Source organism: Butyricimonas sp., from assembly GCF_019423355.1.
Lineage (GTDB): Bacteria > Bacteroidota > Bacteroidia > Bacteroidales > Marinifilaceae > Butyricimonas > Butyricimonas faecihominis.
This window is the reverse complement of record NZ_JAHZBP010000007.1, coordinates 265,932-278,445: the sequence shown is the minus strand read 5'-3', so window position 1 is coordinate 278,445 and position 12,514 is coordinate 265,932. Positions and strand designations below refer to the sequence as shown.

Annotated in this window: 7 protein-coding genes; all 7 read right to left on the bottom strand. The window is 41.3% G+C overall.

What is annotated here, in order from left to right; all coding sequences use genetic code 11:
• Nucleotides 1-142: 142 nt before the first annotated feature.
• The gene (locus QVC79_RS11740) at nucleotides 143-1,303 is read right to left on the bottom strand and encodes a FecR family protein (protein WP_270594462.1); all 1,161 of its coding nucleotides are present in this window, start codon (nucleotides 1,301-1,303) and stop codon (nucleotides 143-145) included.
• A 429-nt stretch (nucleotides 1,304-1,732) separates the two neighbouring features.
• Nucleotides 1,733-3,814, bottom strand: coding sequence for a thioredoxin family protein (locus QVC79_RS11735; RefSeq protein ID WP_270594463.1), 2,082 nt, complete (start codon nucleotides 3,812-3,814; stop codon nucleotides 1,733-1,735).
• Nucleotides 3,815-3,838: 24 nt separating this feature from the next.
• Nucleotides 3,839-4,939 carry a thioredoxin family protein gene (locus QVC79_RS11730; RefSeq protein WP_270594464.1) on the bottom strand — a complete coding sequence of 367 codons (1,101 nt, stop codon included), beginning with the start codon at nucleotides 4,937-4,939 and terminating at the stop codon, nucleotides 3,839-3,841.
• A 127-nt stretch (nucleotides 4,940-5,066) separates the two neighbouring features.
• Entirely contained in the window at nucleotides 5,067-5,963 is an 897-nt protein-coding gene (locus tag QVC79_RS11725) for a hypothetical protein (RefSeq protein WP_270594466.1), read from the bottom strand.
• 2 nt (nucleotides 5,964-5,965) lie between these two features.
• Nucleotides 5,966-7,549 carry a RagB/SusD family nutrient uptake outer membrane protein gene (locus QVC79_RS11720; protein ID WP_270594469.1) on the bottom strand — a complete coding sequence of 528 codons (1,584 nt, stop codon included), beginning with the start codon at nucleotides 7,547-7,549 and terminating at the stop codon, nucleotides 5,966-5,968.
• 10 nt (nucleotides 7,550-7,559) lie between these two features.
• A complete protein-coding gene (locus QVC79_RS11715; RefSeq protein WP_333562709.1) occupies nucleotides 7,560-11,141 on the bottom strand; it encodes a SusC/RagA family TonB-linked outer membrane protein in 3,582 nt (1,193 codons plus the stop codon).
• Nucleotides 11,142-11,290: 149 nt separating this feature from the next.
• On the bottom strand, nucleotides 11,291-12,433 hold the full coding sequence (locus QVC79_RS11710; protein ID WP_270594472.1) for a FecR family protein: 1,143 nt from the start codon (nucleotides 12,431-12,433) through the stop codon (nucleotides 11,291-11,293).
• Between the last annotated feature and the right edge of the window lie 81 nt (nucleotides 12,434-12,514).

The window sequence follows — 12,514 nt, the reverse complement described above, 5'->3', positions numbered from 1 at the left end:
TTAAGTCATTTAGCGTCATTTTTCCCGTTTTTCGAGGTTATTCCAGAGATTTTTCATAACTTTGTTTCAGTTTAAAGGGTTTATAAACTCTAAATACAAAGGATTTGATTCTATAGTTTGGTCGCTGGCGAATCGAATCCTTTTATTTTACTTTTCGCACATAAATAACTTTATTTTGAATTACAAATTTTACATCCGTACCCAATTCAAACAACCGCAATAAAGGCTGTATATCCGAATATTTATCCAATGTTCCCGATAATTCCAGTTTTTTCAATTCCTCGGATTCAAACTTCACCTGAAAATCGTACCAACGGGCCAACGTCAACATGATCTGATCCAAATACTGTTCCTCGAAACAGAACAGATTATCTTTCCAAGCCGTGTACAACCGGGTATTCACCTTTCGAACCACGGGTAAATCGGAACCTTCCGTACAAACCAACTGTTCTCCCGGCTTGATCAGCACCCCCTTTCGAGAATCTTTCAAATAACAAATACTCCCCTTTTCCAGCGTCGCCGCCATCGTTCGCTCATCATAAACCGAAACATTAAACGCTGTTCCCAACACTTTTATATCACCCATCGAAGTCTCCACCACGAAAGGATGAGCGGCATCCTCGGTCACGTCAAAATAAGCCTCCCCTTTCAGATACACTTTTCGCTCTCCCCCCGCAAAATGAACCGGGAAACGTAATTCCGTCTCTGAATTCAGCCACACTTGAGTTCCATCGGCCAAAGTCAAATGAAATTCACCCCCGCGTGGTATCGTCATAACGTGATATTCCTGCACCTTTTCCGTTGCCACGGAATCCACTTTTATTCCATAAACTACCCCCATCGAATCCACTTCCACCACGCCCTCTTTTGTCTCGATTTTCGCCCGCAAAGCATCATTCAAAACAAGCTCCCGACCATCCGCCAAATGCAAAATCGCCTTGTTTGTTCCCGGTTGAAGAGCCGAAATTACTCCTAGTGTCAAGTCCGGTACGTTCTTCTTCTGAGAAAGATTTCCCTTATATAAAACAACGATCCCCACGATCAATACCAAAACAGCGGCAACGCTTCCCACTCGAATCATAACCCGACGTGAATTTCTCCGTCGTAATTTCCTAAAAGCCGCCTCCGCATCGAAACGCCCTTGTTCCAGTCCTTTCCCCCGCAGATAATCCGGATCAGACAATCGTTCCGTAACACGGCGAACGATAATATTTTCCTCATCAAGAGACGAAGAGGAAAAATCTTCCTCCAAATAAGTCCTGACTCTTTTGGACCATTCATATATTTGACTCCATCTTTTCATTTTTTTCATGTGTCTTTCATAAATAGAACACATGACCCCAAAAAACGGGTGACAAATATTTTTGAAAAAAATAAATAAATATTTATTCCCATCCCGTTTGCCCTTTACAAAGACTCTCGAGGATGGGAATTTCAATTTTTTACCCGGATCAATCGTAATTGATTCTATAATAAGTCATAAGTTATTGCCGATTCTATCCCGAAAAGATAATTATAACATGATCACTACCTGAACACTACCGTCATGAACCTTATAGATACCTTATAGAAACCTTATATGAACCTTATATATAATAAGGTTCATAAAATATATTAATAGTTTAACGAGAATGTTACTTACGGTTGTCATCAGGTAGTGATCACGTTATAATACAAAATTATTTATAGAACTCCCGATAAAATCCACTTGACATACAACTACACACATTCTTTAGAGTTGAAGGAATTGCTTATACCATTGTATATATCCGGGATCTGTCAGAGACTCTACAATCTCTTTTCCCCATGCGTTCCACTCATCCGTTCTTTCCGGCTCCACGGCAAGAATATTCGCATATAAATCAGCAAACGGAATATTTTCCGGTTTCAACCCTTTGCATGCTTTCTTATAATCCTTAACACTATGAACCTTACTCTTAAATAGCTTGGTAATATTTGCAATACAGAGTAATTGCTGCGAATCCTGTATATCATGACGTTTAATAAATTGTATGATATTATTAATATCATCAACAGTATATCTTGATCCCTGAGTATAAAGAACGCAGGAAAGATCAGAATAGATTTGATTGACAACAGTTTGATCCACCTTTTCTGTACCTATTTTCTCTCTGAATTCTTGAAGATGAGAAAATAAATAATTCTTCATTTCAGAACTTATCCCAGAAAATTGAGGATTATACAACATCCAAAATTCAGGAGAGGTTCTCTGTTCGTCATTTAACGAGGCAAATAACTCTACGGCAACAAGGGCCATCTTAGAACTATTAGCCACCTTACTCAATGCCGTTAAATATTGGACCATAAACTCCGGAGAGCGATCTCCACTAACGTACCTAGCCTCAAGAACACCAAAAGCTTTATTATCATCGAAAGTCTCCTGTACGCGTTCGATAAAATTACCATTCATGACATTAGATATCATGTGTCGAACATTCCCTTCCTTATCAAGCACAAGCATTACATTAGGAATATTTATACCGTATCTTCTGATAACCTTGGCCCCTTCTCCTTCCTCAAGATTCACCCTGTAATTTATAAAAAATTTATTCAGTAAATCCTCTACTTCTTTCTGCGTAAAGAGTTGATCATCAATCGCCTTTGTGGTCTGCCCATTGTTGTGACAATCCAAAAATACATACTTGTCTTCCACTTCAGCTTGTGCCAGAACCTCTCTTAATGTCTTCAAATCCTCCCAATATACCCCATCATTGCCCGCACGTCTAAAGTTAAAAGCTATTTTAGTAACCTTGCTTTTAGCGACCTCGTCTCTGATCAATTCTTTTTCACGAATAGCGATCTCTCCCAGTCTCTTCAGTTGTGCTTTATCTTTGAACATCGAAATAAACAGATTTGCACCTTCAAATACCCAACTTTTTTCGGAGTCATTCAATACATCCAAATTTGTATCAAGAGCATCCATAAAGCCGGTTGCATCATATTTTCCCCGGGCTTCCGCCAAGTCTATCATTTTAAAAAGTGCATCCTTACGAGGTACGTCGTTATTCTCAAGTAAATCTCGAATACCCGGAATCTTATCATATTTCTTTGCGGGCAATTGGTACACGATCATCAAGTTTAATTCCGACATAAAAGAATTATAAATCAAATCTCCAACCTCTTCTTTTCCTATCTCCTTTTCAAAATGCCCCCGGTTGGCACAAACAAATTTCAGTTCCTCACTCTCCAAAGAGGTCGCTCTTGATTGTAACAAAGGCCAATAAGCGGCACTCAATTTATCTTTCTCCGTAAGCTTTCCCCAAAGATTATCACCTACACTTTGAGCCTTGACAACATCACCTGAAACAGAAAGTAATTTCCAGTACGCCATTTGTTCTGTCAAATCCAGTTTCCCGGCTTGGTATAATGCCTCGTATTCAGCAAGACTACTGGCTTTTAAGCCGATCTCTACACTCTCTATTAACTTTTCAAGAGGCATCGCTCCAACCACTTTATGCATTAACTTACCATCCGCATTGATAATCAAAAAGGTCGGATACGCATCAACACCGTATTGCTTACCAATAGCCGGTCCGCCTCCTTTTTCCATGTCCGTTTTCACACAGACAAAGTTCTTATTAAAATAATCACCGGCCTCTTTCAGCGTGAAGACCTCATTTGCCATCATTTTACACGGGCCACACCAAGAGGTATAACAATCCAAGAATATAGGTTTATTTTCCGTTTTTGCCTTCTTGCAAGCTTCCTCTAAAGACAACTCTTGAAAATCTGTTTGAGCAAAAACAGCGACGGAGCATAATAGTCCCACAAACACCGATAATAATTTTTTCATTTCCTTCTTTTTATAAAATTAATCTTACTTGTTTTTCTTCGTCCCAGAAAGCATATTTCCCAAGCCTATCTTCAAAGGATTATGCTCGGTATGTTCATACACGTACTCGTGAAGTTTACATACCCGTTTGTACTGCGCCTCCGTCCCAACATTGGCAATGTAAATTGTCACGGGAAAATAAAAATACACCAGATGTTCCCCGTCAATCTTGGGAAATTCATTCTCGCATAATTCCAGTAATTTCTCCACCCCTTTTTCGCTATTATCCTTTCTGGCCTCACGCAAAGCTTTCCCCAAAGCGACATACGTATCCATACGCTCCCGTGAATTAAAATGATGCGGGGCCATCTGTTTGGCAACCTTATCCAAATCATCCATAGGCTCACGTCCACGGATCATGTCACGTAGTTTAATCTCGAAGGCTTCAGCGATCCGGTTCAACACTTTTTCTTCTCCCATGCTCCGGGTAAATTGTTCAAAATGGGAAAACAAGAAATCCATGAAAGGAGAACCCACCGGAGATAAAGCCTGATCTTTAAAAATAAACCAATACTCCCGATTTGATTTTTCTGTATCAGGCAATACTTTGAAAAGAGAGAGACACACTTCCTTAGCTTTCTCGTTCATGGAGGCCGTTAACAACGCTTTTAAATAATCGGTAAGGAACGAAACGTCTCTATTCCCGTTCTCGTATTGCTGTCCCAAACTGGCAAGCGAAGCTTTCAGCGCCGCCTCGACTTGGTTCATGAAATCCGATGGTTCAAGGGTTGCCCCAACAATCTGGTTTTCCAATCCCTTATCCACGTTCAAGATCAAAAACGTGGGATAGGCCTGAACATTAAACATCTTCGCCAATTCCGAGCCATCCTTATCAGCTCCCGTGTCATATTTCACACACACGAAACGCTCGTTCATAAACGCTCCTAACTTTACATCTGGGAACACCTTGTCCGCCATCATCTTACACGGGGCACACCAAGAGGTATAAAGATCCACGAAAACCAGCTTTTTCTCCGCTTTTGCTTTCGTACAAGCCTCATCTAATGTCAATTTCTGGAAATTTGTCTGTCCGAAAGCCAGCACAGAACAAAAAATCCCGACATAAATCAATAACAATTTTTTCATTTCAGTTCTTTCTAAATTATACAATACAAAACATTCATTTCCTACCAATAAGGCGATACGTCCCTCTATGGGAGAGTGTAAAACTCTCTTCCATAGGGTAGTAATATTCTATAAATAAATTAATAACCTATATAGAAACCCCGATATCCCGCAATACCGTTTTCATAATTTCATATTTCGTCATCACGACACTAAACGCCCCATACAACGCTTCAAATTCTTCCGGCGTGTAAATAAACATCGCCTTGATATACATACCTACATCTTGAACCTCTGTGGGCATACTACCATAATCACTAGGATTCGGATCCTTCAAGAAGCCAACGGCTCTCGGGTCAGAGAATCCATACCTATTGTAAAAATACCAACCAGCACAACCGTATAAATTCTCCGTGTAACAACTGCGGGTTGCCTGATAAAATGCAGCCAACTCTTCCGTATAACCGGAAACAGGCGTGGCAAGAACGGCATTAAAAATGGCACCCTTCATATTCAGACGTTCCGCATCGCTCATATCCTTTAACTCTGAAACACGGGAAATAAGCACCGTATTCAATCCTTTAAAAGCCTCATTACTTACCACCGCCGGGTTCCAAGGAGTCAAAGATTTCAGCAACAAGAAACTAGTAATCTTGATGCTCTCAGGTAAAACAGGCACGATCTCCTCACGTAAAAATTCTAATCCGTCGACAACGTCCTCTTTCGGACACAACTCATAAGAGCTGAAAGGATTTGGTGTTTCTGTTCCTCCAAGAGAAGAACTTCCAAATTGCAAGATTTCATAATGTGTATAAGAATTTCCCCAATGATCAACACGGGTTTCTTCTCCAATCGTATCATTATAAAACACGGGAATACCTGTCTCCGTGTAAAATTGATAAATCGCATGATCTACCGGATCATTTGAATCCTCTATCGTGAACCAATCTCGACCAACATTCGACGGTGTCAAATGATCTTCCTTATCACAAGCCGTGAACAAGACGGACAAAAATAATATATAAAGGAAATTATTCTTTTTCATACTCAATTTCTTATAAGTTCTCTATTCGGACGAATCTCATTCTGAAGTTCTCCCCTGTTAAATTCAATTGCATAATTTGGAATTGGCACTATCCAAGCGGCATGATCCTGAGTGTAAGCATTTAATTCATAGTAACCGTTTTCATACCAAGTCATTGAATTCGCCTCGTAATCATTATTCTGATGACGAATACGGAAATTCTCCGGAAGAGGACGAATGCTATTTACAGCATAACGGCGCAGGTCAAACCAGCGATGCCCCTCGAAACAAAGTTCCCGGCGGCGTTCATCACGGATAAAATCAATCAATGCCTCCCCCGTTTCTGTCACCGACGGTGCAACAGCAAATCGTTTAGAAAGAAGTTTTTCCAACTCGGTTTTCGCTTCCCCATCCCGATTTAACATCGCCAACGCCTCCGCCTTATTTAAAATCACCTCAGGCAAACGAATCAGAAAATCCATACCGACCTCATCCGTATCACTGTAGTCTACCCAAGTCTTATATTTATCGGGTATCGCTGCATGTAAAGAACTCTTAAAGAATGCTGTTCTACGCAAATCCCCTGCAGCATAACATTCCAACAAATCTTCTGACGCTTGAAATGAAAATGCTTGATTAACTGGGGTCGAACCACTCCAACCTGATGTATAGCTCAAGAAAGTCAGGATCATTGAATTTCCTCCTTGAGTGAAGATTGTTTCGGGCGATGTCCAAGAGACCACATTTTGCCCGCTTGTCCAATTATTCAAATCCATCACCGAATAAGCTCCGCCCATAGCCTCATTGGCTGCCGCAATACAAGCCTCGTAGTTTTCCATGTACAAATAAACTCTTGACAGTAATGCATTAGCGGCAGTTTCTCCTACTCGCAATGTTGAAGAAGGTGTGATTCCTTTCAAACAAACGGCAGCCCGTTGAAGATCCGCAATAATCAGCGAATACACAGACTCTACCGAACTACGGCTAAAATATTTATCTTCCACATGCTCTGCAATTTTCAATGGGACTCCGGCATCCTTTGACGCCGTAGCCTTGCAATAAGGCATGCCATAAATATTCACCAACAAAAAGTAGTAACCGGCCCGGAGAAAACGTGCTTCTCCTTCCACCCTGTTTAATAATTCAATATCCTTCTCTTTCGAACGGAAATCATCTGCCATATAAATGATTGAGTTCAACACACCTATATTTTTGTAAAATTTTTCCCAATCATTATCCTTGTACTGAGTGTTCTCTAATGTCAAAAACGGGTCGGCTCCCCAATGATAAAAAGAACCCAGCACGTTACGCGGGTAACTATCCGTGTAAGGTAATCCCCCGGATACAAATTCTTCCGCATCATCATCCATCACGTGTAACCAAGGATAATTCATCGAAAGCCCGCTACTGTAACTCATCGTCTCCTGGTTACCTACATAATAACTACTCTGAAATGCCATAAAACACTCCCCTCTAAGTAACTCGTCCAAATCCTGTGCAGTCTCGGCGTAACGTTGATTCTGCGAATACTCATCCAAAAAATCACCGCAAGAAACACAACCAAGGGTGAATACACTTAAAATATAGATTAAAACTCTTTTTTTCATCGCTCAAATTTTAGAAAGTGATACTAAGATTACATGAGTAAGTAGGACGTACCGAAAGATTGACATTCGGTGACGATCCTGACTGAGTAGGATCTTGTCCCCGTAACTTTTTATGGGCAATGGTAAACAGGTTCGTTCCGGTCAGGTTGATATAAGCCGACTTGAGACCTAACTTCTTACAGAATCGCTCATCAACATTGTAGCGGAAAGAGAGGGAAGACAACCGCAGATAATTTCCACTCACCACCCGAATATCCGAATTGTCATACATCTCGTAAATATTATTCGCGATTCGATGTGTCATATTCGTTCCACTAGTCCACCACGGGTTGGAGTGAGTTCCTGCAACGGTATTCAACCCGGGAATATTGGTATGTTCCTCATCACCCGGTTTTCTCCAACGATTCACAAATTCCCGTCTTAGGTTACTATGCGGGTTAGGATTGGTTGTTCCGTATTCAGTACACAATTTCAGTAACCGGATTTTATTACCCAAGCTATAAGTCAAATTAAACGATAAACTAAAATTACGATACCCTAAATAGTTCGAGATTCCTCCTTGAAGATAAGGTTCACGCCGTCCCGATCTTTCCATCACTTCTAAAAAGACATCTTCTCGTTCCATTCCGTTGTATTTTTTAGACAACTCCTCTTGCAATTCATCCTCTGCTCCGTAAAAAATGGGGGAACCGTCCACAGAGCTTAATCCTTTAAAACGGTATGAATAGAACGTATTCAAAGGTTCCCCAGCAATCTCCACGTCCCCAGTCAACATATCGTCATACTCAATCTCATCCCGCAAGACATTATTCCGGTTATTTATCGCACTGTTCACCAATTCGTTCAACACTTGTCCCAACTGGGGATCAATTCGCCAAACAAATCCTCTCTTTCCTCCATCAAGACCGACACGGTTGATCGGGGTGAAATTTAAACTCACCTCGATACCTTTGTTTACAAGCGTTCCGCTATTCACCACATATTGTTTGATACCGTTAATTTCAGAAATAGTCTTTGTCAGAAATGCATCCCGAGTCTTTTTATAATACCAAGAAAACGAGCCGTTAATCTTATTCTTTAAAAACGAGAAATCCAAAGTCACATTCGTGGATGCCGTCTTTTCCCACCTTAAGTCCGGATTCGGGTAATGAGCAACTTTCGAATTAAATTCACCATATTTCCCGGTGTAATCAACTCCTTGCGTGATAATCATATTAGGAGTCTGGTTGCTCAGCATATTCCCCTGATAACCAAAAGATCCCCTTAATGCCAAATCATCCACCCAATCAACAGATTCCAAAATATCCCGCTTTACATTCCAACGACCGGACAAAGCCCAAATCGGCATCATGCGATCATTCGCCCGTGATCCGAATAAGTTGGAAGCTTCTCCCCTAATATGTAAATTCAGCATATAGCGATTGTCATAATCGTACCCGGCCATCGCATACCATGCCACGGAATTCGTTAAATTTTCCGTGATAACACCTAAAGCATTTGGGGAAATCATAAATTGACTGTGATATTTCGTGTAAGTCGTGGGAATAGAAGAAAACAATTTACCCCGATCTCGATGATACCCCCGTCGTGTAATATTAAAACCATCGTATCTTTGAGAATTCAATTCCAATCCGGCAGAACCACTCACATTATGCTTACCTTCTCCTCCCACATTCTTGGCGTAATTCGCTTGCACACGTGCCATCCAATTAGTATTGCGTACCTCACTCTTCCGTAATTCTCCACCAATGGGACACATATCATTCTGCACGGTCTGTTCGGCACGCAACTGATGCACGTAATAGGTATCTTCCGTAAAATAAATCTCTTGATTTGTGTTACTTACACCGTAAGACAATGTTCCTTCCAATTTCAAATCATCTATGACATTGTAACTAACATGCGCCTGCATATTAATTGCACTTCCGTTGGTTTCATCCCCGGAATTATCCATTTCGTTCAACACGTTGAAAGCATACATCGGCATCGAACCACTTGATGCTCGTTGATAGAGGTAACGAGATCCATCGGGATTAAAAGCCGGAATGGCACGGTTCATATTATAGGCGTAGTCCAACACACCTAATTCCGAGGGATTGTAATCACGCTTCGATACATTCCCTTGAAGTTGGAACCGTGCGGCAAAACGCTCGTAATTCGCTGATAAATTTAATGTTGTCGAATACCGTCTATTGCTCTCACCCTTTATCGCACCTTTCTCATCGCTCATTCCGAGAGAGGCATAATAACGGATATTGGCCGAACCTCCCGACAAGCTCAACGTGTGGTTATGTGAAAACACATCCTGACAAACAACATCAAACCAGTCCGTGTTCAATGTTTCGTAATATCCAACCAAACGATTGAACTCTTTATAATCGATTGCCCCATTGTAATAATCCTGTATCGCGGCCTCGTATCCGGTCCAACTATCAACATTATTGTAATAAACTCCCCGTTCTACCAACTCCCGCGAAACATCCACCCGCTCTTTCGAATTCATCAAGTAAATAGCCCGGTCGCTGTAACGAGGTCTTCTCGTATAGGAAGCTGTTCCAGAATAAGTAACACTAGGCGGACCGGCTTTTCCTTTTTTCGTCGTGATCACGATAACGCCATTACCCGCTTTTGCCCCGTAAAGAGCTGTTGCAGAAGCATCTTTTAACACGTCAATCTGTTCGATGTCATCCGGATTCAAACCCGAAATCGCATTACCCAGCAAGTTCACGAAGTCTAAATCGTTAATCTGGGCAGGGTCAACATTCACCGGATCGGTCAAAACCACCCCATCTAACACCCATAGCGGTTCTCGATTACCCAAAACGGTCGAAGTTCCTCGTATTCTTAATTTCGGAGCGGCACCAACCTGTCCGGAATTCTGCATAAAAATCATACCGGGTATACGTCCTTCCAACATTTGGTCAATCGTGTTTACTCCCGACACCTTTATATCGTCCATTTTAATTGTTTGCACGGCACTTGTCAATTTCCGCTTATCAATATTCTGATACCCGGTTCTCACGATCACTTCTTCCAATTGTTCCGCAGACTCTTTCAGAACCACGTGAATCGAATCCTGCCCGGTGTACCGCACCTCTTGCGTTTCCATTCCTATAAATGAGAAAAGTAACGACACGTTCTGCATCTTAGGCAGTGTCAACGAAAACCTTCCCTTTACATCTGTTGACGTACCCAAGGTTAAACCTTTCACGATAACCGTGACCCCGGGCAGAGGATGTTTCTTCTCATCCGTCACGCTCCCCACAATGCGAACTTCTTTTTCCCCCTCTTTCACCTCTCCCGGAACAATAATAATAACTCCTTGTTCTATCCGATAAGATAAATTCACCTTGCCCAAAACCGCATCCAACACTCGTTCCAAATCTTCATCAACAAATTTCGCAGACACGTCTTTCACTTTCTTCAATTCATTGTGATTGAAAAAAAACTTGTAACCCGTTTGTTGTCTCAATTCCTGAATAATCTCCAACATACTCACTCGCTCCAGATCCAAGTTTATCTTCTTTTGGGAGAATCCATTCCCGGAAACCTTCAGCAATAGAAACAGCGTAAAAACACATATTAATCTCATAACCAGAAACCATTTTTTTACACACGCCTCCCTAACAGGGATGCCATCATCTCGTTTTTTTTTCATACATTTGTCTTGTTAATGTAAAGATTACTAAATTTAATTGACACAGCAACCGGATAGGTGGTACCAACACCTACCGGTTTTTCTTATTTCATTTTCACAATAATCACTCTATCTTTCAGTTCAAATTCAACATTCGTAGTCATGGATATAATATCCAAGATTACATTACAATTACTATACTTCTCCAAATCCCCGGTGAACACAAGGTCTTTAGCCTCCGCATTTTGATAAAATACAGTAACATCATACCATCGAGCCAATTGTTTCATGATCTCATCCAAACGCTCACCCTCTATTATCCACTTTCCTTCGGTCCACGCCGTGTATACCCTAGTATCCACTTTTTCCACGTTCACGCTATTTGTCTGGACATCATAGGTAATCTGTTCTCCGGGAGCTATTGTCCTTGCATCTGTCATCCCTTTTCCTTGAAAAGCGACACGCCCTTCTACCAAGGTGGTTTGTACATAATCTTCACCCAAATAAGCATTTACATTAAATACGGTTCCCAAAACCGTGACATCACCGCCATCCGTTTCAACAATAAAAGGATGTTCCACATCTTGAGCCACGTGAAACAATGCCTCTCCCTCCAAACGAACACGTCGTTCTTTCCCCTCGAAACGATCCGGAACACTTAATTTTGAATCGGAGTTTATCATCACGCTTGTACCATCCGCCAAAACCAAATTATACTCACCACCTCTAGGTACGATAATTTTGTTATATTCTATCGCTTGTTCAACCTGACCACTAGGTTTAAATTTTTCTATCGCTTGTTCAAAGGCAATAGAATCCGTTAATTTTACCTGTTGACCGGAATTAAAGACCAACACGGCCTTTGTCGTCCCCGGCTCAATGGATATGCCCCCCGAGACGAAGGTCGTTTGGGGGGTATCATTTCCCAGCAACCAGTAGCCAAGTCCCACACATAGAGGGAACAACAGAATTGCCGCATATTTAACAATCATTCTCCAGATATGTGTTTTCCGGGATTTATCCGCATAAACGACAAATTCATCCCACGCTCCCTTGGAATCCACCACACGAGTTTCTTCCCCCGTGTAATAGGTTTCAAAATATCGTTTTGCCTTACGGTAATATTCCCGGTTACCCTCATCTTCTGCCAGCCATCTCTCGACCTCTTCCTTCTCCTCACTCGTGGCAACATCCATGAGATGTCTCACGATCATATCCCAATTTATGTGCCTTCTATCATCTGTCATGATACTTTCAATTAATCATTCACGTATAAGACACATCCATTTGAAAAACGGAGTACAAGAAATATGATTTTCTTTAAAAAT

Bases quoted from the DNA above. Each gene is read 5' to 3' on its own strand.
- QVC79_RS11740 (WP_270594462.1), bottom strand. From the start codon at position 1,303: ATGAAAAGATGGAGTCAAATATATGAATGGTCCAAAAGAGTCAGGACT.
- QVC79_RS11735 (WP_270594463.1), bottom strand. From the start codon at position 3,814: ATGAAAAAATTATTATCGGTGTTTGTGGGACTATTATGCTCCGTCGCT.
- QVC79_RS11730 (WP_270594464.1), bottom strand. From the start codon at position 4,939: ATGAAAAAATTGTTATTGATTTATGTCGGGATTTTTTGTTCTGTGCTG.
- QVC79_RS11725 (WP_270594466.1), bottom strand. From the start codon at position 5,963: ATGAAAAAGAATAATTTCCTTTATATATTATTTTTGTCCGTCTTGTTC.
- QVC79_RS11720 (WP_270594469.1), bottom strand. From the start codon at position 7,549: ATGAAAAAAAGAGTTTTAATCTATATTTTAAGTGTATTCACCCTTGGT.
- QVC79_RS11715 (WP_333562709.1), bottom strand. From the start codon at position 11,141: ATGAGATTAATATGTGTTTTTACGCTGTTTCTATTGCTGAAGGTTTCC.
- QVC79_RS11710 (WP_270594472.1), bottom strand. From the start codon at position 12,433: ATGACAGATGATAGAAGGCACATAAATTGGGATATGATCGTGAGACAT.